Raw genomic sequence first — 21723 nt, 5'->3', positions numbered from 1 at the left:
TGATACCGTTGCTATATGTTGATTTCATGGCTTTATGCCGACAAATTTAAAACTATTAAATTTGTCTAAATATCTGCAAAATGTGGGTTTTAAAGTCCGCAGGCGCGGACTTTCTTATTCGGGTACCCGAAATTCAAAACCACAATCAAATTCAAATTAGTTTGTAGCGAAGACTTCAGTCCTCAAAAGTTTACAAACTTAGGTCATTTTACCGAAGATGATATCAAGGAGTAGTGGTCGTAGTTTGTGGCTGCATTTGCTGTAGCTGAAGTTGTTGCTGCTGAAGTTGAAGTTGCTGATTTTCAACATTTATTTGTCGCTGTCTGTCTTCAAGTTGCAAGCGTCTGTCTTCAGCTTGCTGCTGTCTGTCTTCAGCTTGCTGCTGTCTATCTTCAGCTTGTCTTTGTCTCTCTAGCTGTCTGTCTTCACGTTGCTCTTGTCTGTCTTGACGTTGTTCGCGAAGCTGTCTGAGTTGATTTTTTCGCTCAAAATCTCCTCCCAAAAATAAGTTTTGAAAAGCGTTGATGGTTGCTTGAAACCCAGTAAAAACTCCGCTAACAGCGTTGATCCCTGTTGCAACTCCTATCACTGGCTGCAAGAAACTGTTGATATTGTCTCCTACCCTGGTATAGCCCGATCGCGCTACGAGAATCACATCATTGTTGCGGAGAACTGGGTTATTGTCAGGATTCAACCCTTGAGCAAAATCCACATCGATAGTGCGGCGAGTAACAGTACCGTTGGGGTTCAAACGCAACAGTTCCACCTTGTCTTTTTTCGCCCGCAATTGATTGAAACTGCCTGCAGTCAGCAAAGCTTGGTGCAGGGATGTACTGGGTTTAACCAGTAAAGCTCCAGGCCTGATTACTTCCCCCACAACATTGATGCTAATCGCGTTTGGAGAGAAACTCGTACTTCCGATTTGGGAAACTTCAGTCAAGTCTACAGTAGATGCTGTCGGGATAATTACGCTATCACCTTCTTGCAGCAAAATATCTTGAGTAGAGTCGCCTTTTTGCAGCAAATCCCACAGATTTACCATGATGGTTTGTTCGTTGCCGCCTTTGACTTGGCGGCGGATTTGCACGCGACGGATATCGGCTTCTGTAGTGATACCGCCGGCAATTTTGAGGGCTCTAGTTATTGTTGGCAAGCCCACAACCGCCCCTTGCTGCTGGTCGATAGATACAAAACTCAACTCTGTTTGTTGGTTGGTCGATCGCACATCGGAAGCAAATACAGTATAAGGCCCTGGCCGGTTCACTTCTCCAACAATTACCACACCAATTGGTTTAGTAATATCAGCGGAAAAATTAGCACTGGCTCTTTGACGGACTTCTTGAGTATTGAGGGCACTTGCTGTCGGTACAAAAATTGTATCGCCATCTCGGATCGTGACATCTTGGCTCAAATTTCCCGTGTCTAAAAAATCCTGCAAATTCACAGTAGTAACTTGCTCAGCACCTCCTGTGCGGGAACGGCGAATTTGGACGTTTCGCATATCTCCTGCTGACGTCACCCCTTTTGCAAGCTGCAGCATTTCCATCAAAGTCGGAAATTTTACTCCTCCTCCGCTTCCTTCTCTGGCGGGATTAATTTTGTAGGAACCGGGGCGAGTAACTTCACCTGCAATACCTATATTTAGAGGGCGAGCGAGCATCAGAGTCACGGTGACAACGGGAACATTAATGAAGGGTTCGTAGCGCTTGGTAATGACGTTAGCGGCTTGTTGCAGCGTCAATCCTTGAATTGAGACGCTGCCAATGATTGGCAAATTGAGCGTCCCGTCAACTAACACTTGATATTCTTTGCTGAATTCTGGAACGCCGAAGATATCTAAAGCAATGCGATCGCCCGAGCCTAAAGTATAAGCTGCTTCTTGTGTCAGCGCACCCGAATTGCCTAAAGGCAAACTCGAACCCGGAGGTGGTGGAGGCGGTACTCTCGGTTGGTTTGGGTTCCTAGCGGGCGCAGGATTTCTGACGGCAGGCAACTGAGCTATACTGGGCAGCGAACTCAATAGCACCAGGAGTGCTGACAAACTCAGACTTGTAGCGGTTTGAATGGTATGTTTCATCTTTCTTTCCTGGTTGCAGCCTGCCATTGAACAAGAGCAATTTAGCTAGTGGATTTTAGTTTATTTTCCCTGCTGTCCAGTGTAGCCTCGCTTCGCTGCAAAATCCACAAGTGCAAGCATAAAAATTGTACTATCGCACTTAACTATTTTGCCCCTTTTTTGTAAAGAAAGTGTAAAGCCAGCCCACTGTTCTCAGGATTAGGATCTCGTTTGAGCAAAATTTTTCATACATAACTCGCGATACAAATCAACCCGCCACAGAAAGGGGATAGGAAAAAACCACCCTGATTTGAGGTAAAATGTTAAATAATTCTCTCTGCAGGACAAAGACAAGTGTCACTAAAATTGGATAAAGTAATTCCTTGGGGACGCTGCTTGGATGAATACATAGGAATGTTTAGCCTGACATCAACCGATCTCAAGCTAGCAATTCTGGATTGTGCGGGCGGCCCGGCGAGTTTTAATGCCGAAATGACTCGCCAAGGTAAAAAGGTAATTTCTTGCGATCCAGTGTATCAGTTTACTGCGGTAGAAATTGGCGATCGCATCCAAGAAACATATCAAACTGTGATTGACGGTGTTAAGGCCAATTTAGACGGCTACCTGTGGAATAATTTTGAATCGCCGTACCAGCTAGGCGAAGTGCGAATGAAGGCGATGCAGGAATTTTTAGCAGATTTTCCTTCTGGTTTGGAGCAAGGCCGCTACATAAATGCTGAATTGCCAGTTTTACCTTTCGAGAACGGTCAATTTGATTTAGCTTTGTGCAGCCATTTCTTATTTGCTTATTCTCATCTGCTTTCGGAAGAGTTTCATATAGAAGCAATTACAGAAATGTGTCGGGTTGCAAAGGAAGTGCGGGTATTTCCGCTGTTGCAAAGTTTTAGCGGGGAGGAATCTGAGCATTTAAATCCAATTATTGCCGAATTGAAAAATAGAAGTTTTCGTGTGGAAGTTCAAGAGGCTCCCTATGAGTTTCAAAAAGGCGGAAATAAGATGCTGCGAGTTACCAAGTGACTGCTAAATCGCGTCTTTATAAACTTTCGTCTGCACAACTCAGGTTGGACGCTGTTGTCGTCCGTGATAAATTTGCAAAATTAGGACTTCATCGTTTAGGATAGCGTAATGTAGAACAAAACCCACTTTCCCAAAGGTCACAATTAGTTTGCGCAGACCAGGGGCTTGTTCAACGATCGCACCTCTTTGTGGATATGTCTGCAAACTTTCTGCCACCTCTACAATCTTTTGAATCGCTTTAACCGCAAGATTGGGGTCAGTTTCGGCCAGGAATTGGCGATGCCGATCGAGTGCTGCTAGGGCTGGGGGTGTCCAAATTACTGAGGGCATGGCAATTCGCGATCGCTTCCTAAACTATCGGCCCATTCCTTAACCCGATCGCCAGAAACACCTATCTTGCTAGTCTGGTAATCTTCCAAGACGGAGAGACTGCTTGCGATGGTTTGTTCTTCGCTAAGGGGGTGAAACTGGTTTGCTGTATCAATTTCTCCCCACTGATATCCCTCATTTTCCTCCACAATTTCTGCGATTAAGCGTTCAAAGTCGCTGAGATTAGCGTTGGACAGATTCAGCCATGAAAGCACGATCGCCTTAACTGCATCGCTAGGCATGACCTGAATTTGGGCGTGGAGTTGCTTTATAGATTGAGCCATTGGATCATAGAGAGTGACTGATTCAATTCTAGCGCAATGTCAAATAGTTGCGATGATTATAACGCACAGTACGGTAAAATAAATTAAAGACTTTAATAGAAATCGCCCGCAGCCAACTTAACAAGAACTAATGCCACAAACAGTCTGGATCGCACGCCACGGAAACCGCATCGACTTCGTTAACCCCGACTGGTTTCTCACCGCAGAACACCGCTACGATCCGCACCTTTCCGAAGACGGTCACGTTCAAGCCAAACAACTCGCCAATCGCCTCAAAGGTGAAGGAATTTCTCACATTTTCGCTTCCCCTTTTCTGCGAACTGTCCAAACTGCAAATCACGCGGCGGAAGCTCTCGATTTGTCAATTAAACTAGAGTGGGGACTGTGCGAATGGCTGAATCCTGAATGGATGACTGAAATGCCGGAAACTGAATCTGTCGAAGATTTGTGCAGGCGTTTTCCGAGGGTTGATGCTTCCTACAAAGGCGGTATTGCTAATTATCCCGAAACCGCTGAAGCTTGTCTCAAAAGGGCGGGGGAAACTGCTAAACGCCTGGCTGCTGAGTTTCCTGAAGATATGTTATTAGTAGGTCACGGTGCGTCGGTTTTGGGAAGTGCGATCGGGCTGGCCGGCGGTGTTGAAACGGAAATTAACGCTTCTCTGTGCTGTTTGGTGAAAGTGGTGCGCGGTGAGGGCGAATGGTCGATCGCACTTAATGGCGATACTTCCCACCTCACCGACACTCAAGCTGTTGTTCGCTTTAATTAAAGTTGAAATTCGTGCAAAAAATCGCATTTTATGCTATGTGTGTAAGGTGCACACTCCGCACCTTAGGTTTATTTGATCTCGATCGCACATTTTAAATTCAAAATCTTAAATCAGTATGTCTGGACACAGTAAATGGGCGACTATTAAACGCCAAAAAGCGAGAGTTGATTCCGCTAAAGGCAAGGTTTTTGCTAGAATATCTCGCGAAATAATTGTCGCCGCCCGCAGCGGAGTTCCCGATCCCGCTGGTAATTTTCAACTGCGGACTGCTATTGAAAAAGCCAAGGCGGCTGATATTCCTAGTGAAAACATAGAAAGGGCGATCGCCAAAGGTGCCGGTTTAGCCGGGGGAAGTTCGGAATTAGAAGCTATTCGCTACGAAGGTTACGGTATTGGCGGAGTTGCGATTCTGATTGAAGCGCTGACAGACAACCGCAACCGCACAGCGGCTGACTTGCGAGAAGCTTTTACTAAAAATGGCGGAAACTTGGGCGAAACAGGTTGTGTGGGCTGGATGTTTGACAACAAAGGAGTTTGTACGGTACGCGGCCCGATTGATGAGGAACAATTGTTTGAAGCGTCGCTAGAGGCGGCTGCGGAATCTTATGATTTGATATTAATTGATGAGGATACTGAAGGTGCAGAGGTATTTACAAGCGTGGGTAATTTGGAACAGTTGGCTGATGTTTTGAAACAAAAAAGTTTTGCAGTTTTACAGTCGGAAACTCGCTGGATTCCCAGCAATACAGTGGAAATAGATACTCCTGAAAAAGCTCGATCGCTCCTTAAGTTAATGGATGCACTGGAAGATTTGGACGACGTGCAAAGCGTGACGGCTAATTTTGAAATGAGCGATGAATTGATGTCTTCGGTCATGGTTTAATGGTTGAAAGATGAGGGATCGGGAGCGTCCTGCTGGCACTGCAAAAGACGAAAAATCGCCAGCGGGACGATCGCGCTGCACTATTACCAGGAAACGCATCCCCATCTGTAGGCGAGGGGGGAGTGTCAATCCAACGCATTGCTGAAAAAGCTGCATTGAAAATCTCAACCCACACTAAAGCCATGCTAGATAACAACGAAAGCAAAAGAGACAGCACCCACTCAGAAGAAGTTCTGTCAGCAACCGAAGTATCAGAAACCAAGGATCGATCCGAATCGGAGGTGCAGGCTAAACCAGGGGATAAATCCAATTGGTTCGGTTCCGTTTTCGGAGCCGTCTCTGCAAGGGCGAGTGCGGTAGGGAATGCGGTAGGGAATGCCGGAAGTGCGATTGTTGATACGGCGAGTGCGGTGGGGAATGCAGCCGGCACTGCTGGAAGTGCGATTGTTGTTAATACCGCGAGTGCGGTAGGCAATGCCGGAAGTGCTGGAAGTGCGATTTTTGTTAATACCGCGAGTGCGGTGGGGAATGCAGCGGCGAGTGCGGGAAGTGCAGCAATGCAAGTTCCCAATTTTTTTGGTTCATCCCTAGTTTTTATTTCGCAGAGTCCTATCCTGAAAAAACTGACCCAAAAGTTCAAAATCGACTGGTTAGTTAATGCTATAGATGCTGTTGATGTCGTAAATGCCGAGGCGCAAGTTCGAGAGTTACAGCGCCAATATCCTCACGAGAAACCTCAAAAAATCGCACATCGCTTAATGGTGGAAAAAGCCTTGCTAGCTGCAGGAAGTGGCTTGGTGAGCAGTTTAGTTCCGGGCGCAGCTTTGGCATTTGCTGGCATGGATTTAGCGGCAATGACGGCGTTATCTGCCGAGTTGGTTTATCAAATTGCTGCCGCCTATGGAAAGGATTTGCAATCGAGCGATCGCCAAAAAGAAGTTGTCGCTATTTTCGGTTTATCCTTGGGGAGCAATTTAGCGATCGAAGCTGGAGTTACGCTTGTCAGCAATATTCCCTTAGCGGGTGCGGTAATTAATGCTAGCGCCAGTGCGGCAATGATTTACGCGCTGGGATACGGTGCTTGTCGGTTTTATGAGGCGCATCTCGATTCCTCGAAAATCGAAACTAAGCTGGAAGATTTACGAGAGGTATTGCAAGCGGAAAATGAGCAATATTTAGAGAATGCAATCGCACAAGAAACGGTGATGGATTGGATTTTGGTGTATGTCGTCTATGCCAGCAAAAAATTCACCCGATGGGATGAGTTATTACCGGAATTACGAGCGGCGAATTTAAATCCCAGGTCTTTAGCTGAGATTGAAGCTGTGACAAATAAGTCTAAATTGCTTCCCAAGTTGGATATTTTACTCGCACAACTTGAACTTGATTTTGCCGAACCACTTCTAAAGCGATGCACTGAGATCGTCGAGGCTGACGGTGAAATTAATCAACAAGAGGGGAAAATTTTGCTGACAATTCAACGGGCTGTTTTGAGCAAAAGAAAGCAAGCTCAAAAGCCAGCCCAGCAAACTTCGATCGAGGATCCGGTACCGCCACCCACTGAAGCACAAACTGAAGTCCAAGCTGAGTCACAAATTCCCTTTTTATCTTCTGATTCTCCTTCTACTAATAAGTTGAGTTCGAGTCTGCTGCAAAATTTCCAAAAAATCATAAAAGTTGCTGGGCGATTAGACGTGCCAAAGATTGCGAATTTAATAGATACTGAATCACAAGCTCCCCCCTTATCTTCTCATTCTCCTTCTACTAAGTTGAGTGCAATTCTGCTGAAAAAATTCAAGCAGATTTTAGCAGGTTCTACTCAGTTAGAAGTGCCTGAGATTGGGTATTTAATCGATCAGGTCGATCGCATGACGGGAGAAGAGTTTGAGGAATTTTTAGCCTGCTGTTTCCGCAATCTCGGTTATGCGGTCGAAATGACACCGAAAACGGGGGATTTTGGTGCGGACTTGATTCTCTCTAAAGCCCGCAAAAAAACCGTTGTTCAGGCAAAACGCTATCAAGGCAAGGTGGGAAATTCCGCTGTGCAAGAAGTGGTTAGTGCGGTTAAGTATTACGGGGCGCAAGATGCGATCGTTATTACAAACAGTATGTTTACATCCAATGCTCATAAACTGGCTCAAGCGAATGGGGTACAACTCTGGGGAAGAGAACAGTTAATTGATTTAGTGATTCGAGCTAAAAAATAACGGATAAAGGATTTACGCATAAAGGCAAAGAAACCGGGTTTTTACCGAGGCTGCGGGCAGAAACTCGTTTTTTGGTGAAAAAAACCCGGTTTCTGACTGCCCGTGCGTCCATAAATTATTTTTTTCCGGTCAGCAAATAAGTAACCATATATCCCTTTCCCTTGATTTGAATTGCGCCGCGCTTCTGAAATGTATATTTATCTTTTAATATTTCGTAGGTTTCGGCGGTGACTTGAATGCAGCCGGTTATGCCGTGGGATTCCATGCGCGAAGCAATATTTACTGTGTCGCCCCAAAGGTCGTAAATAAACTTTTTTAGGCCGATGACGCCAGCAACTACAGGGCCACTGCTAATGCCGATCCGAATACTGAAAGGTTCCGAATGCTCTAAACTCAGCAGCCTAATTTCATGCAGCATATCGATCGCCATATTGGCGATCGCCTCGGCATGATCTTCTCGCGGCGTAGGTAAACCGCCGACAACCATGTAAGCATCACCAATAGTCTTAATTTTCTCTAAACCGTGGCGATCGGCCAAATGGTCAAAAGCCGAAAAAATATCGTTGAGAACTTCCACCACCGCAGTCGCCGAAATTCTCGACGAAAGCTCTGTAAACCCCACAATGTCGGCAAACATCACAGTTACTTCCGCAAAACTTTCGGCGATATTGTGTTCGTTGTCCTTCAAACGCAGGGCGATGGCTGCCGGCAAAATGTTCAACAGCAATTCCTCGGACTTACCTTGTTCGAGTTCCAACTGTTGGTAAGCAGTCTGCAACTTTTCGGCTTGGCTAATTCTTTCTCGGGCTAGCTTTTCGATTTGGGCGGTGCGACTCAAAGCTGTCAGCATATATGTCACTGGAATCAGAGTCCACAGCATCCCCATCGTCAGAGTTCCCCAAGAGCGCCAGTGCTTGCGAATCTTGCGAATTTCCGCAGTTGCTGACACGTACACAGACCACTGGCGGCCGCTAATTTTTACCAGCCTTTGGCAGGCTTTGCGATCCAAGTCTCGATCGTCTTGAATCGGGCAGTTTGACCGGAGATCGCGTTCTGCAGCGGCCGATGCGGTCAGCACTTGTTGGCTGTCTGGCTGGAAAATCAACCCAAAATGCTGAATTTGGCTCAAAGCCGCCTGATTTTTGACAACTCGGTTCCCCCTTAGCGGTAACAGCGACCGTGCTTCTTGCTTGTCTGAAGCCTCGTTGCCGAGATAAATGGTGAGGTATTCGGTATTGCGTCCTTTTAAAGAAGCTTGAAAAATATCTTTGCCTCGAAATATGCCCAGAACAAATCCTTGCAGCAGTTGGCGGCGGGATTCGAGGGTAGTCGGTTTAGCGCTGTTTTGGTAAATCGGAACCATTACCAAAAGACCGGGTTCCGGGAAATTCTCCTCACTTAGGCCGATGTAGCTGGTGACAGTCATTTCTCCGGTATCGCGCGATCGATCGAGAACCGCGCTGATTTTTGGGGCCGAGGCTAGGTCAAAGCCCAATGTTGTCTCGTTTCCGGCTGTTGGTTCGACGTAGAAAGCCGGAAAGTATTCGGAACGCTGGCTGGCCTTACGCAGTTCTCCTCGGGGGCTGCGCTCTGTAATCTCGAAGCTGGAGTCGGTTTCGGTTCTGGCTTTGGCTTCGTAGTTTTGCCGCTCGGAATTGGGGACGCGGGGCACCCAAGCCAACAGTTGCAGGCTGGGGTGGACGGATAGGGGACGGCCGACAAAGCTGGCAAAAGATGAGCGCTCGACGGCGCTGAAGGCTTTCATGTAGTCGCTGAGGGCGAGCACTGTGTCTAAGTCGGAGTTTAGCTGGCGTTCGATGCCGATCGAAATATCGTCTATGCGGCGGTTCATTTCGTAGTCGCGGCGCTTGTCTTCCCAGTCCCAAACCAAGGCAAACGCTAGGGCAGACATTCCCACACCCAAAACGAGCGTCAACCCGGCTGGAATGTAGCGAGACCAGGAGAAAGGTAGTTTTTTCAGCATAATTGCCTAGTAAATAAGGGCAGCAGATGGGCGCACCGCTGAATGCGATTAATTTTGGCCTCTGAGTGTTGTTAATTCAAAACCCCGATAACTCAAGCACCGACGGCAATTGGGCATTAAAAGTTAGATATTTAAACTTTTAGCTAAATTTCCATCCTTTACACCGGAATTTCAATCCAAAATTCCGCTCCCTGTCCGGGTCGAGAGATACACTGCAAACTTCCCCTATGTTTTTCTACCACAATCTGATGGCTGATGGACAACCCCAAGCCTGTGCCAGACCCGACCGCTTTGGTCGTAAAAAACGGGTCAAACAGCCGCTTGCGAACCTCTTCGGTCATTCCCGGGCCGCTGTCGGCGATGCAAATGACAAGGCGATCGCACTCACTCAGCTTGCTTTGATTGTGGCTTGTCAATCCGGCTTTTTTCATTTCTGTGCGAATCACGATCGTCCGGGGTTGCGGTTGGTTTTCTAGAGCCTCGATCGCATTGCCGATAATATTTAGAAATACCTGGTTCAACTGCACCGCACAACAGTCAATCTTTGAGATTTTTCCGTAATCTTTAATAATTTCAATCCGGCTTTTGGGATTTTCTTGATGCAATTTATGCTGCAAAATTAATATTGTGCTATCAATGCCTTCATGAATGTCTACCAACTTCATTTCTGATTCATCCAGTCGCGAAAAATTTCTGAGCGACAACACAATTTTACTAATTCTTTCTATCCCTACTCTCATGGAATGTAACATTTTTGGCAAATCTTCCTTGAGAAAATTTAAGTCTAACTCCTTAAGCTTTTCAACAATTTGAGGATCTGGGTACGGGTAGGATTCCTGGTAGAGATTCAAGATTTCTATTAAATCGTTAAAATAGTTCTGGGTGTGAGAAATATTGCCGTGAATAAAAGTTGCAGGATTGTTTATTTCGTGGGCAATCCCGGCCATCATTTGACCGAGACTCGACATTTTTTCAGATTGAACTAATTGGATTTGAGCGTATTGGAGTTGTTCGTAGGCTTCTTGCAATTGAGTTGCTTGTTTTCTCAATTGAGATTCGGAAGCTTGGAGTGCTGCTGCAGAAATTTTGCGGTTGGTAATATTTTCAATCATCCCTAATTTGTAAAGAGGTTTTCCTTCGCCATCTCGAATCAGAGTAGATGTCACGTTTACCCAAACAATTTTACCTGTCGCCGCAATCTGGCGGATTTCGATTTGATAGCTGGCAATTTCTCCCCGATACAGAGCAGCAGCCACTTGGATTTTTTGGGCTCTATCTTCGGGATGTCCAATTTCTATAAATGTTTTACCTAACAATTCGGCAGCGGAAGAACCCAGCATTTGGCAGAAATTTTTATTAACTCGCACTAATTGGTTATTCTCTAAATTGGCTAAGTATATCCCTATGGGTGCATCTTCAAAAATTTTGCGAAATAGTTCCTCGCTACCCCGGACTTGAGCTTGCAGGGAAAGCCTGTCGGTGATGTCTTCAAAGGTAGACAAAATCCCGACTACATTGTCGTAATTGTCGTGTAAAGGTATTTTATTTGTATCCACCCAGCCCTGGGTGCCGTCGGCTTGCAGTTGCGGCTGGATAATGTGATATTCTGGGGTGTTGGTTGCCATGATGCGTTGGTCGCAGGATCGAACAAATTCTGTTTCTTCTGGCTTCCAAGGCATATCGTAGTCGGTGAGACCGACGATTTCACTGGGATGATTGAAACCTGCGATTTTGGCAAAGTTTTTGTTACCTCCCAAGTAAACTGAATCTCGATTTTTCCAGGTGATTAACTGAGGGATGTTGTCTATCACCAACCACAGCATTTTTTGCGAGGCGTGCAAGGCTTCTGTGCGCTGTAGGACGCGCTTTTCTAGTTCTTGATTGGCTTGTTGTAAAGCGATTTTTGACTCGCCTAGGGCGATTTCTGCTAGCTTGCGATCGCTAATATCGATGGTTACTCCCTCCCAAAGCAGATCGCCGCCCGGTTGAAGTTCGGGGCGGGCAATGGCGCGAATCCATTTTAATTTTCCTGACTTGGTGACGATCCGCCCTTCATATGTCCAAGGTTGTAAATTGTCCCCGGAAATAGCTAGGGATTCTAACAAAGGTTTTATGTCGTCTGGATGCACCAACGACCACATAAAAGTTGAGTTTTTTTTCAGTTTTTCCGGTTCTAATTCGTAGAGTTCCCAACAGCCGGAACTGACATAAGTGAATTGATTAGAACCGTCGGCACGCAACAAGTATTGATAAATCATTCCGGGCACGTTGGCGGCCATTTTTTGAAATCTGGCTTCGCTGTGCCACAGTGCTGATTCTGTTTGTTTGCTATCGCTAATGTCGATCAACAACCCATCCCAAATAATGTCACCTTTTTTGCCGATTTCTGGTCGGGAAGCCCCGCTAATCCACTTGATGCGATCGCCCGGAAAAACTAATCTGCCTTCCCAGCGCCAAGGTTCTAATGTTTTAGCTGAGACAGCCAGAGATTCGTGGAAGCTTGGCGCGTCGTCTGGATGAAGCCTTTCGATTGCGCTAATAGCAGAATTTTGGAGCACCTCTGGTTCTAATTCGTAGAGTTCGCGGCAGCCGGAACTGAGGTAGGGAAATGACACAGTTCCGTCTGCTGCTAGCTTAAATTGATAAATCATGCCGGGAACGTTGGCGGCTAATTTTTGAAATCTCGCTTCGCTGACTCTGAGTGCTGTTTCTGCTTCTACGCGATCGGTAATATCGTAAAATGCCGATAAAATTGCCGCTTCACCGTTAAAATTAATCGATCGCATCGACATTTTTACCCAAAACAAACTGCCGTTTGCTTTTTTGAGGCAGATTTGTTGACCGTCGCTAAACCCCTTTTCTTTGACTAATTCTAGCAATTTATGGCGATCGTTCGCGTCGGCATAAAAATCGCTCTTTTTGCTGCCGATAAACTTTTCGGAGTTCAAACCAAAAGTTTCGCCTAGGGCGGGATTTGCGTACAATATTGTGCTGTCTGACTGGCAGGTTATTAGGATAGGAACGGGAGTTGCAGTGGCGATCGCCCGCAATCTTTCCTCGCTTTCTTGCAGGGCTGTTTCGGCTATAATTCTTTTGGTAATATCATTTTGAACTCCGATAAAATGAGTTAATTTCCCCTCGCCATCTAGAACGGGGGAAACGGTTAATTCGTTCCAAAAAGGAGTTTTGTCTTTGCGGTAATTTTTGAGAACAACCTTAATTTCTGTTCCCGATCGCACACTGCTGCGGAGTTTGTCTAATTCGGCGCGATCGGTATCGGCACCTTGCAAAAATCTGCAGTTGCGTCCAATAACTTCTTCGGTACTGTAACCCGTCAGTTTCTCAAAAGCCTGATTGCAGTAAATAATAGGTGTATCAGGGCTGTTAGCATCTGCAATCAGGATGCTGTTGCTCGACGCGGCGATCGCCCGTTCTAGGAGAGACAGGTGGAAAGAGTCTGTTATCATGAGTGGTAATACCCAAACTCCGAAGGAGTGGACAGAACTATAAAAAAGTTTAAAGAGATTGAAGTATTCTTATTTTATAGTCTTATTTTTAGTTTAACCTAACAAACTCAGCAGCCCCTAGAAGCCGACGGGGAAATGAAGCGCGGGCGAATGGAAGAGCGTGCACACAACAATACGGTTCAGTTAAGCCCGGAGATCCCCCCGAATTTTTGCCTCCTACTCGACCCCTACTGCCCTTAAGCAGGGCGATGTGATATCAATTCCGGTTGCACTCATACATGATGTTAACAGTCAACAGCGAATTTACTATTCCGATGAAGAGAGGATTTGATAGGAGGTGGATCTCCGGGAAATAATACCATTTAGAAAAAATGTTGCAACAATAAAATTGTTGGGCGGAGTGAAACGGAGGGTTGTTTCGTTCACCCAATGTATAAGGTGCGTCCCTATTAGATTGTCACCCTTTTTTAGAGATTGTCGATGTATCCACACCCTACATATACTGTTGCATCAATTTGGAAAATCGGTATAAATAGCGCTAACTGAACTTTATTTACCTATACAAAGCAAACCAAAATGCTGCCCGGTATTCTTTAATCTTCGATGCAAAATCAAAAAACGAAAATGATATAACCATTCTAAACCGACAAGTTAATGCAAGAACCCTGAGCAGTTTTGCTTACTTCAATCCTGGCTTGAAAAACTTCTTTGAGCTGCGCCATGTGGGTGACGGTGAGGATACAGGCGAAATCAGGAGCGATCGCATTAATTGCAGCAATCAGCCGATCGCACCCTTCCGCATCTTGAGTCCCAAATCCCTCATCAATAATCAACATTTGCAAAGCCGTACCCGCCCGCTGAGACAACAATCTCGCCAGCGCCAGCCGAATCGCAAAATTAATCCGAAAAGCTTCACCGCCAGAGTAAGTTTCATAGGGGCGAGTACCGCGAGCATCAGCAATTAAAATGTCTAAAGTATCAATCAACTTAGTTGCTTTTTTAGAAGCAGCCGCCCGCTGAGTAATAAATTGAACGTGCAACTGATTCGCGCTCAATCTCGACAAAATATGATTAGTTTCCGCTTCTAGTTGAGGCAAAACATTTTCAATCATTAAAGCTTGAATGCCGTTTTTGCCAAAAGCTTGACCCAACTCTTGATAAACTCGATATTGGCGCTTGGTAACTTGCATTTGCTCTTTTTGAGCTACTAGCTGAACTTGCAGAGATTCCAAATTTTGCTGTTGCTGCTGGAGTCTTCCGAGACTTCCCAAATGTTGGTCTAACTGCTGACGGCGGCGGCTTATTTGCTGTTCTACAGCGCTGATGCGAACAGTTGGATCGGGATGTTCTTGTAACTGCTGGTTCATCGCGGAAGTTTGAGCACTGACAGCTTGCAAATCTCGATCGCGCACGGCGATGGAATTAGCAATTTCATTAATCCGCTGCTGCACTTGCGGGTACTGCACAGTTGCCGATCGCAATTTTTCGGCCCTAGCGATCCAAAATTGCGTCCGGCGCATTTCGCTGCGGACGTGTTCGTGCTGTTCCAAATTATAGCCAACTTCCGCAATGTATCTATCTAAAGACAGAATTTGCTGCTGAATTTCCGAGCTATTTTTTTGCTGTTCTAACTGTTGTTGTACGGCGGCTAATTGAGTTTGCAAATCCGGGCGGCGGGTATTAATTTTATCCAGTTTTTGCTGAGCATCTTTGATTTGAGCTTGCTTAATTTCCGCCCACCGCAAGCGCTTTTCATCGCTGCGGGCGAGGGAGTGACTGCGATCGCTATAATTGAGCTGTTGCAGTTGCTGTTCCACTTGCTGTAGTTCGCCCAAATCATCGGCTGCATACTCGCCGGTACTCAGCAACCGCTCGATTTCCTCCGCATCTTGACGCATACTTTGCAGCCTGTTTTCGTCTTGATCCAGGCCGTCTAATTGTGCTTGCAAATGGCTGCGGCGTTCCCGCAATTCTTGATAGGGCGCTAATTCCTGTTCTAGTTCGCGGTATTCATGTCTGAGGACTTGAATTTCGCGATCGGAAACGGCCAACTGTTCGCGCACAACCCACAGTTGGTTCCAAATTTCTTGCTGTTGGGAGTGATGTTTTGCGACTACCAAATTCCAGTAGTGTTCGTCTAAAGGTCGATCGCACAAAGGACAATTGCCAAAATTTGCATCCCGCACCATCAAACGCGAATTCGATTGCTCATTTTCCTCAAAATTCGTGACTGTAGCTTCGCCTGCGCTGGTTTCTCCTTCATTTTTCCGCAGCAGTTGCAGTTTTTGGTCGATTTCGGCGAGTCTGGTTTGATAGTCGCGGCTTTTGGCTTGCAGGTTTTCCAGAAAACTGTGCCTTTCCTGGCCTTTTTCGCGGACTCGTTCTTGATAAACTCGCTTGTTTTCCAACTGCAAAATTTGATTGGCGATGGCGGAGATTTCCTGCTGCAATTGCGGCTGTCGCTGCTGCTGCTGAACTTGCACCTGTCGGTTGATTTCCTCTAAGCGGGCTGTTAAGCCGGCGCGGGCGCGATCGAGCTTTTGTTGCTTTTGCTGCTGCTGTTGTAGCAGCGGCGAAACTTGCAATTGCAATTGGTCGAGTTCGCTGAGGCGCGATCGAACAGCTTGCAACTGTGCGAGTCCTTTGTCAACCTCCGGCTGCTGTTTGAGAACACCTAGAACCTCTTTTTCATCCTGTTCTAAAACATCTAATTGAGCTTGTAACTGCTGAATTTTGTTTTGCAAAAAGCTCAGTTCGTCGCGCTGCTGTTCTTGTAATTGCTGGCGCTGATTTTGGGCTTGTTGGTTAACCTTAAATTTTCCAGCTTGAGCTTCTTCTGTGGCCTGTAAATCATGGAAATACGCAATCCCCGCTGTTATTTCATTTTCCTGTCCGAGTAGGGCTTGCAGCTCATTTCCCTGCTGTTTGGCCGCAGCGAGTTCTTGCTGCAGGCGGCGGCATTCTTGAGAAATATTGTAGTGCTGTTGCTGGTGGCCGGCGAGGAGTTTTTGCCAAGTTTGGCGGTTGTGGTGCTGGAGTTGCAGTTGCTGCAACTCGGCGGTGTCGGCTTGCTGCTGCTGCTGAAGCAAATCGGTTGCTTGCTGCAATTGAATTTGTTCGTCGCAGATTGCCTCTTTTTGTTGCAGTTGCTCTTGTACGGTTTGCAAACTGTGTTTGAGGACTTCGACTTTGGCTTTAAATTCTCTGGCTCTTTCCTTGGCTTGTTCGGCTAAAGTGTCGTATCGATCGAGTTTGAGGAGGTTGGCTAAAACTTGCTTGCGGTCGATCGGCTTTTTGAGCATAAACTCATCAGCACGCCCCTGCCGCAAATACGCCGAGTTAATAAAAGTATCGTAATCTAATTTGATATGTTCGAGAATTTTCTGCTGAGTATTTCTGAGCCCCTTGTCGGTGAGGGTGCGAAAACAGAGTTCCTCCTGAGTTTCAGCAGCATTCAAGCTAACTTGAAATTCTAAACTTCCCGATTGTCCGCGCCTGCGGTTGCGAATCACCCGGTAGATTTGGCCGCCGGTGGAAAAAGTGAAATCAACGCGCACGTCAGTTTCGCCGATATGAATGATATCGTCTTCTGTATCGCTGCGACAACAGCCCCAAAGCGACCAGGCGATCGCCTCTAGCAGAGAGGATTTGCCAGCACCGTTAGGCCCGCAAATGCAAGCGGTGTGCAGGCCGCGAAAGTCTAAAGCAGCTTCGCGATAGCTGAGAAAATTTTTGAGTGTAAGTTGTATAGGAATCATTTAGGCCATCGCGCCATACAATCTATCTATAAATAACACTATTTGTGTGCTGTTGGCTAGTTATTCAATCCAGATCCAAAACAATTGTCAGTGCTTCTGCAACTTCTTCGATAATTGTCTCCGAAACAGTTCCGAGTTGTCGGACAAACCTTTGTTGGGAAACGGAACGGACTTGATAACAGTCAGCGGCTGAGACTTTAATTAAGCCATTTTCGCTGCTGGGTTCTAGTCGAACCATCCAATTTCTCTGTGCGTATCGCTCTTTCCAGTCAGTGATAGGGACAATAACTTCCAGCAATAAAATTCCTACCGTCTCATCGCTGACAATTACTACCGGACGGGTTTTGCCTATTTCAGCGCCCACAGTAGGATCGAGTGCAACCAGCCAAATTTCGCCTTTACGCATTGGTTTTTACCCCTGCCTTAAGGTATTCTTCTTCGGACTCAAAATATGGTTCGCTCTCAGGCGACCACAAATCATGTAAAGCACCTCCCGGCATATAATCTGGGACTGCTGCTTCTGCGGCGGCTCTGAGTTTCAGCTTTCTCTCGGCTTTGCGCTGGGCTTTTTGTTCTATGTCGTCGCGCATCATCCGCGAGGCTGTTTCGATGATTTCTAGACGTTCTTCTGCTGTCAGATTTTTGAGTGCTGCTAAGATTTCTGTTTTGGTCATGATTTTTTCGGGTGGTTGGTGAAAAAGTGCGATCGATCCAACCATCATTATATCTTTCACAAAAATCCCTCTGGGCGATCGCAGTTAATTTTGCACCTCATCCTCCGAATTTCCGCGTTTGGCGAATTGCTTTTTCTTGTACGGGCGATCGACCTTACGGATAGTTGTTAGGATTTTTAACTATCAAACCCTCACTTGTTGCTGCTGCATTTAACTCCCCATCAGCAGATACAAAAGTCATCGCAGGCAAATTGTTAGCTGTGCAGAGGTTATTTATGCTACAGCCTGTTGCTAGCTGCACAGCATCATAGCCTCGCACTCCGTAGGTTTCAGCTAATGCCATTGCAGAGTTAATAATACTTTCGGTGAATTCTACAACTTAATACTCAGATTGCAGGTCACTCCTGAACTGATTGCACGCTGCTGTAGCATCTGTCGCATTGATACTTCGGCCGCGCGACCTTCTGGTAATTGCAGCAACAATTTCCACACTGGTAATACCAGCAATCAAGATATCGTTGTTCAGTGCAGGATCGAACAAATTCCAAACGCATCCCGAACCTATTTCACTAATGTAGCGTTTGACCAGCGCGCTGCTATCTACAAAATAAATTGTCATCTAGCGGCGTTCCTCAATAATTGTCTCAGAAACAGGCTGCCCCTGTACCGGAATTAGTCGCCTTTGTGTTTGCTGAGTCCAAGAAGAATGCTTGATTTTTTTGACTAAACCAGAAGTTAACAGCGCTTGGTGAAATCTTGTGCGTTGAGCAGCTTGTTCTTTCTGAGCCAGAGAGTTCCCAATAGCGCGCTCTAGTTGCTGCAGTTCTAGCACTTCCAGGGTGTCAAGCTGATTGAGGATTTTGTTGAAGATTCCCTGCGACATAGGATTCTATTTTTTAGTAAGGCTAGTTTATCTATTATACAACTAAGTGTTCTCCAAATTGCCATGTTATCCGAATAGCCGTGTTCTCGATTGCTGTTGATTTTCCACCATCAAAAAAGGGCTGACTGTATTCCTACAGTCAACCCCGCGCTTATTTACTTATCGTGCGTTTGCTCAAATAGCAAAACTATCTAGCAATATTCGGGAAGGTATAGCCGACACCGACTAACAATCCCACATCAGTTCCGTCGAGAAAACCCACATTCAGTGCCGCTGTGGCTGTAAAATTTCTTGACAGCGGTACATCTACACCCCCTGTAAGCAGGAAGCCAAAATTACCGTTATCGCCCGTAGAAACGGCTATGCCAGCACCTGCATAAGGAGCAGCAGTAATCACAAAATCATCGCTGACTTCGACAGCTTCTTTCGATACAAAATCGTAGGTAACGGGGACGAGAACAGTTAAGTTATCGCGGAACAAAACACTCGGTCTCACCGAGAAATTGTTAGTCAAACCTATTTTGCTAATAATCGCAAATGAAGTGTCGCCTAGGGCTGAATCTCCGCCAAAACCTATATTACCGCCAATGCCGATGTAGCTCGGCCCAGAACGGGTAGCTCTGCCCGGTCTAATGGTGGGGACTTGAGCTACTTTTTGAGTTGTTTCGGAGACTGCTGCCGGTTTTTCGGCAAGTTTCGGTTGGTTTGTCAGGGTTTTGGCGGAAGTGCTGACAGGATTGCTTAACACTTCTCGTGCTGTTTTGACTTCTTTTTCTTCCTTTGCTGCTGTCAGTTCCAAGTTGGGGCGATCGAGCTTTTCGCCCATCTCCACCTTGGGCTGCACTTTGACGCTATTATCCGCAATTTTAGGTGTTTCTTCGGAGTTTTGTTTCTCGGCAGCAATGGGCGCGTACTCCATTTTTGCTGTTTCTGTCCCAGCAATTTCTGATGTTGTTGCTACAGATTCCGACTGTGCAGCCACAGATGCTGGCAAATTGGCGGCTGGTGCGGAGGCTGCTGTCTCTGCCGGTGTTGTTAGTTCGCTCCAACTGATAGAATCAATTTTTGTATTAGTAGCGATGGTTTCTGCATCGGGTTTAACCGCTGAAGTTGCCACAGGCTCAGAAATTTGGTCAATATTTTGAGCCGTCGCATTTGCTGCTGTACCGACATCGGGCAAGTTTCCAGTTTCAGCTTTTGCTGGCATGATACCGCAACAAACTGCTAAAACTGCAAGATTTATTAGCGCAAAAGTAGACTTGGAAAATAGACTATTCATAGACACTCCTCAAGGAACGGTGTATTAAAAGTGTAAGTGTTGGAGGGCTCCTGTTGAGAGCTTTACTAAAAAATGACACAAATAGCACTTGTCTTGTTCCTAGATTGGCACTCAACCGTTGAACAGTCAACTCTCTAGCTGATTAGATTCAAGAACGGACTGCGGATTGAGATGCTACTTTTAATTTAGAGAGCGAACTGATAAAAATCACTCCAAGGGGGGATTTCACCCCCGCGCTGTGTTGACTTGATGGGTCGATCGCGCGATCGGAGTATTCTACAATTCTGTACTTGGGGCGCACCGACTCGCAGCAACGATCGAAAAATTGGGTTTTTTAGGGCGCACAGACTCAAAACCGAGAGACAGCACGCTTCCAAAATTGTTTTGGGAATCCGGCGGGGCTACAGCAAGGGCTCTTCGCAGCGGGCGATCGACTGCACAGTCTCCGAAAAATGATGTATGATATCACTGATCCAAAAAAGAGTGGTAGATCGAGAGTGTAAAAAATATTAAATATTATAATAATCGTGTAAAATAAAGTGTTTAATTAGTAGAGTTTAGCCTTCGCTTTCGCTCAGGGTATGACCATCTAAAAGCAGTACGCAATTAAACAACTAAAAAATAGAAAGTATTCGATTTCAACCTGACTTTATGAACAAAGTTCTAGTCATATTAGGCGAAATGAGCGATCGCGACATCGATTGGATGATCGCCAACGGTATCCGCACCACAATCCCTAGCGGCATCACCCTCATCACCGAAGGTAAGCCCTTAGAGGCGATGTACATAGTTCTGCATGGAAATTTGAGCGTTAGTGCATTATCTTTGGGCGGCAAAGAAATTGGAACAATCACCTGCGGGGAAGTGTTGGGCGAAATGTCTTTTGTAGACGGGAGGCTTCCTTCTGCTAGCGTCACGTCAATTGATGAGTGCTTCATCCTGTCAATTCCCAGGCGGCTGCTAACAGAAAAATTGGAACAAGATGTAATGTTTGCGCTGAGGTTTTATCGGGCGATTACCAGATTTCTGTCATCAAGACTGCGGGGTACAGTCCAACGTTTCGGCGAAGAGACTGATTCTTTAACATATGAAGACCCCGACGATCGCAAACGGGCGATCGCGCCACACGTCGAAAATCTAGATTTGGCTCAATCGAGATTTGAATGGCTCTTGCAGCGTTTGAAGGCGAGTTGAGGGAAGTAGTCAGTAGTCAGTAGTTAACAGTTAACTGTTAACTGTTGACTGTTGACAGTGAATTCACTATTCCGATAAAGAGAGGATTTGATATCACCATTACCGATTAGAAAACATATTTTTCAGCGACGCGCCAGTAGCGGGAAAAACGCTTCAAATCAATGTAGCCATCGTAGCGGACAAAGGCTTCTGGCGGCAAAACTTCCACAGGAAGCGAACTCCTAATTTCCTGACAAATATCCTGAAACCGAGGACTGGGACTTTCTGTTGTGACTACTTGATTCGCCCCGGATTCTTGAGCAAAAGCGATAACTTCCGCAGCCACATCGCCGCGCCGAATAACTACCGGCAACTCCAGCAAACATTCGTAAATAAACACCATTCGTTTGAGACTCAACTGCCATTCATCGATGAGCGCGTCGTCCCAAACCCAAATTGCCGGTGCGTCTGGGTGTGCTTGAAAAGCGGGGCCTTGGGGACTCAAACAGTCGCCGTGCAGCCAAATAATCGGATTGTTCATAAATTGTTGACTGTTGACTGATGACTGTTAACTGTTGACTGTTGACTGTTAACTGTTATTTGTTATTTGTTATTTGTTATTTGTTATTTGTTAACTGTTATTTGTTATTTGTTATTTATTTGTTAGTTGTTATTGGGAAGTGAGAATTGGGCGGAGCGAAGCGGAGGGATTGGGAATTCGTAGCAAGTAACCAATAACAACTAACCAATAACAAGTAACCAATAACAACTAACAAATAACAACTAACCAATAACAACTAACCAATAACTAATGACTAATGACTAATGACTAATGACTAATGACTAATGACTAATGACTAATGACTAATGACTAATGACTAATGACTACTGACTACTGA

At 45.9% G+C, this 21723-nt stretch carries 20 protein-coding genes; 7 read left to right on the top strand and 13 right to left on the bottom strand.

The features are described 5' to 3' along the window. Nucleotides 1-223 precede the first annotated feature (223 nt). On the bottom strand, nucleotides 224-2077 hold the full coding sequence (locus QUA01_RS24535) for a polysaccharide biosynthesis/export family protein (protein ID WP_333093100.1): 1854 nt from the start codon (nucleotides 2075-2077) through the stop codon (nucleotides 224-226). Between the two features lie 333 nt (nucleotides 2078-2410). Here QUA01_RS24535 and QUA01_RS24530 point away from each other — a divergent pair, with 333 nt between their 5' ends. Beyond that, complete coding sequence (locus QUA01_RS24530; RefSeq protein WP_333093099.1) at nucleotides 2411-3094, top strand: class I SAM-dependent methyltransferase; 684 nt, start codon at nucleotides 2411-2413, stop codon at nucleotides 3092-3094. A 39-nt stretch (nucleotides 3095-3133) separates the two neighbouring features. Here QUA01_RS24530 and QUA01_RS24525 read toward each other — a convergent pair whose 3' ends face one another. Then, nucleotides 3134-3424, bottom strand: a complete 291-nt coding sequence (locus QUA01_RS24525; protein ID WP_333093098.1) for a type II toxin-antitoxin system RelE/ParE family toxin — start codon at nucleotides 3422-3424, stop codon at nucleotides 3134-3136. Then, a complete protein-coding gene (locus tag QUA01_RS24520) occupies nucleotides 3412-3747 on the bottom strand; it encodes a hypothetical protein (protein ID WP_333093097.1) in 336 nt (111 codons plus the stop codon). Before QUA01_RS24520 ends, QUA01_RS24525 begins: the two co-directional genes overlap by 13 nt. Nucleotides 3748-3877: 130 nt before the next feature. Between QUA01_RS24520 and QUA01_RS24515 the strand changes: the two genes are divergently transcribed. The 3 genes from QUA01_RS24515 to QUA01_RS24505 all read left to right on the top strand — a co-directional run bounded on the left by QUA01_RS24515 (nucleotide 3878) and on the right by QUA01_RS24505 (nucleotide 7606). Beyond that, nucleotides 3878-4516, top strand: a complete 639-nt coding sequence (locus QUA01_RS24515) for a histidine phosphatase family protein (protein WP_333093096.1) — start codon at nucleotides 3878-3880, stop codon at nucleotides 4514-4516. Nucleotides 4517-4631: 115 nt separating this feature from the next. Then, a complete protein-coding gene (locus tag QUA01_RS24510; RefSeq protein ID WP_333093095.1) occupies nucleotides 4632-5399 on the top strand; it encodes a YebC/PmpR family DNA-binding transcriptional regulator in 768 nt (255 codons plus the stop codon). Nucleotides 5400-5521: 122 nt separating this feature from the next. Beyond that, on the top strand, nucleotides 5522-7606 hold the full coding sequence (locus tag QUA01_RS24505; protein WP_333093094.1) for a restriction endonuclease: 2085 nt from the start codon (nucleotides 5522-5524) through the stop codon (nucleotides 7604-7606). Nucleotides 7607-7721: 115 nt separating this feature from the next. On the opposite strand, the gene QUA01_RS24500 is transcribed toward QUA01_RS24505, so the two are convergent. The 5 genes from QUA01_RS24500 to QUA01_RS24480 all read right to left on the bottom strand — a co-directional run bounded on the left by QUA01_RS24500 (nucleotide 7722) and on the right by QUA01_RS24480 (nucleotide 17489). Next, nucleotides 7722-9590: an adenylate/guanylate cyclase domain-containing protein gene (locus QUA01_RS24500; protein WP_333093093.1), complete on the bottom strand. Its 1869-nt coding sequence runs from the start codon at nucleotides 9588-9590 to the stop codon at nucleotides 7722-7724. Between the two features lie 158 nt (nucleotides 9591-9748). Next, nucleotides 9749-13057, bottom strand: coding sequence for a PAS domain-containing sensor histidine kinase (locus QUA01_RS24495; protein WP_333093092.1), 3309 nt, complete (start codon nucleotides 13055-13057; stop codon nucleotides 9749-9751). Between the two features lie 638 nt (nucleotides 13058-13695). Continuing rightward, nucleotides 13696-16815 (bottom strand): AAA family ATPase, encoded by a 3120-nt coding sequence (locus tag QUA01_RS24490; RefSeq protein WP_333093091.1) that lies wholly within the window; start codon nucleotides 16813-16815, stop codon nucleotides 13696-13698. A gap of 64 nt (nucleotides 16816-16879) precedes the next feature. Further along, nucleotides 16880-17221, bottom strand: coding sequence for a type II toxin-antitoxin system PemK/MazF family toxin (locus tag QUA01_RS24485; protein WP_333093090.1), 342 nt, complete (start codon nucleotides 17219-17221; stop codon nucleotides 16880-16882). Beyond that, nucleotides 17214-17489: a hypothetical protein gene (locus tag QUA01_RS24480; protein ID WP_333093089.1), complete on the bottom strand. Its 276-nt coding sequence runs from the start codon at nucleotides 17487-17489 to the stop codon at nucleotides 17214-17216. The genes QUA01_RS24485 and QUA01_RS24480 overlap by 8 nt, the downstream gene beginning before the upstream one ends. An 11-nt stretch (nucleotides 17490-17500) precedes the next feature. On the opposite strand from QUA01_RS24480, the gene QUA01_RS24475 reads away from it, so the two are divergent. Further along, the gene (locus QUA01_RS24475; protein WP_333093088.1) at nucleotides 17501-17653 is read left to right on the top strand and encodes a hypothetical protein; all 153 of its coding nucleotides are present in this window, start codon (nucleotides 17501-17503) and stop codon (nucleotides 17651-17653) included. On the opposite strand, the gene QUA01_RS24470 is transcribed toward QUA01_RS24475, so the two are convergent. The 4 genes from QUA01_RS24470 to QUA01_RS24455 form a co-directional block, all read right to left on the bottom strand. Next, nucleotides 17644-17832, bottom strand: coding sequence for a hypothetical protein (locus tag QUA01_RS24470; RefSeq protein WP_333093087.1), 189 nt, complete (start codon nucleotides 17830-17832; stop codon nucleotides 17644-17646). The two genes, QUA01_RS24475 and QUA01_RS24470, sit on opposite strands and share 10 nt — an antisense overlap. A gap of 36 nt (nucleotides 17833-17868) precedes the next feature. Continuing rightward, the gene (locus tag QUA01_RS24465) at nucleotides 17869-18108 is read right to left on the bottom strand and encodes a type II toxin-antitoxin system VapC family toxin (RefSeq protein WP_333093086.1); all 240 of its coding nucleotides are present in this window, start codon (nucleotides 18106-18108) and stop codon (nucleotides 17869-17871) included. After that, complete coding sequence (locus QUA01_RS24460; RefSeq protein WP_333093085.1) at nucleotides 18109-18372, bottom strand: hypothetical protein; 264 nt, start codon at nucleotides 18370-18372, stop codon at nucleotides 18109-18111. Between the two features lie 187 nt (nucleotides 18373-18559). Continuing rightward, a complete protein-coding gene (locus QUA01_RS24455; RefSeq protein WP_333093084.1) occupies nucleotides 18560-19579 on the bottom strand; it encodes an outer membrane protein in 1020 nt (339 codons plus the stop codon). Nucleotides 19580-19900: 321 nt separating this feature from the next. On the opposite strand from QUA01_RS24455, the gene QUA01_RS24450 reads away from it, so the two are divergent. After that, on the top strand, nucleotides 19901-20107 hold the full coding sequence (locus QUA01_RS24450) for a hypothetical protein (RefSeq protein ID WP_194067077.1): 207 nt from the start codon (nucleotides 19901-19903) through the stop codon (nucleotides 20105-20107). A 195-nt stretch (nucleotides 20108-20302) separates the two neighbouring features. Beyond that, nucleotides 20303-20845, top strand: a complete 543-nt coding sequence (locus QUA01_RS24445) for a cyclic nucleotide-binding domain-containing protein (RefSeq protein WP_333093083.1) — start codon at nucleotides 20303-20305, stop codon at nucleotides 20843-20845. A gap of 106 nt (nucleotides 20846-20951) precedes the next feature. On the opposite strand, the gene QUA01_RS24440 is transcribed toward QUA01_RS24445, so the two are convergent. Beyond that, on the bottom strand, nucleotides 20952-21365 hold the full coding sequence (locus QUA01_RS24440; RefSeq protein ID WP_333093082.1) for a hypothetical protein: 414 nt from the start codon (nucleotides 21363-21365) through the stop codon (nucleotides 20952-20954). Nucleotides 21366-21723: the final 358 nt, after the last annotated feature.

It is taken from the genome of Microcoleus sp. S36a_B3 (genome assembly GCF_036700745.1).
Taxonomy (GTDB): domain Bacteria; phylum Cyanobacteriota; class Cyanobacteriia; order Cyanobacteriales; family Microcoleaceae; genus Microcoleus.
Note: the sequence above shows the minus strand (reverse complement) of the source record. Positions and strands in the feature narration are given on the sequence as shown.

Coding starts and splice junctions, on each gene's coding strand:
- QUA01_RS24515 (WP_333093096.1), top strand. CDS start 3,878: ATGCCACAAACAGTCTGGATCGCACGCCACGGAAACCGCATCGACTTC.
- QUA01_RS24470 (WP_333093087.1), bottom strand. CDS start 17,832: ATGGCATTAGCTGAAACCTACGGAGTGCGAGGCTATGATGCTGTGCAG.
- QUA01_RS24525 (WP_333093098.1), bottom strand. CDS start 3,424: ATGCCCTCAGTAATTTGGACACCCCCAGCCCTAGCAGCACTCGATCGG.
- QUA01_RS24455 (WP_333093084.1), bottom strand. CDS start 19,579: ATGCCAGCAAAAGCTGAAACTGGAAACTTGCCCGATGTCGGTACAGCA.
- QUA01_RS24450 (WP_194067077.1), top strand. CDS start 19,901: ATGGGTCGATCGCGCGATCGGAGTATTCTACAATTCTGTACTTGGGGC.
- QUA01_RS24535 (WP_333093100.1), bottom strand. CDS start 2,077: ATGAAACATACCATTCAAACCGCTACAAGTCTGAGTTTGTCAGCACTC.
- QUA01_RS24495 (WP_333093092.1), bottom strand. CDS start 13,057: ATGATAACAGACTCTTTCCACCTGTCTCTCCTAGAACGGGCGATCGCC.
- QUA01_RS24490 (WP_333093091.1), bottom strand. CDS start 16,815: ATGATTCCTATACAACTTACACTCAAAAATTTTCTCAGCTATCGCGAA.
- QUA01_RS24460 (WP_333093085.1), bottom strand. CDS start 18,372: ATGTCGCAGGGAATCTTCAACAAAATCCTCAATCAGCTTGACACCCTG.
- QUA01_RS24510 (WP_333093095.1), top strand. CDS start 4,632: ATGTCTGGACACAGTAAATGGGCGACTATTAAACGCCAAAAAGCGAGA.
- QUA01_RS24445 (WP_333093083.1), top strand. CDS start 20,303: ATGAACAAAGTTCTAGTCATATTAGGCGAAATGAGCGATCGCGACATC.
- QUA01_RS24465 (WP_333093086.1), bottom strand. CDS start 18,108: ATGACAATTTATTTTGTAGATAGCAGCGCGCTGGTCAAACGCTACATT.
- QUA01_RS24520 (WP_333093097.1), bottom strand. CDS start 3,747: ATGGCTCAATCTATAAAGCAACTCCACGCCCAAATTCAGGTCATGCCT.
- QUA01_RS24485 (WP_333093090.1), bottom strand. CDS start 17,221: ATGCGTAAAGGCGAAATTTGGCTGGTTGCACTCGATCCTACTGTGGGC.
- QUA01_RS24500 (WP_333093093.1), bottom strand. CDS start 9,590: ATGCTGAAAAAACTACCTTTCTCCTGGTCTCGCTACATTCCAGCCGGG.
- QUA01_RS24480 (WP_333093089.1), bottom strand. CDS start 17,489: ATGACCAAAACAGAAATCTTAGCAGCACTCAAAAATCTGACAGCAGAA.
- QUA01_RS24440 (WP_333093082.1), bottom strand. CDS start 21,365: ATGAACAATCCGATTATTTGGCTGCACGGCGACTGTTTGAGTCCCCAA.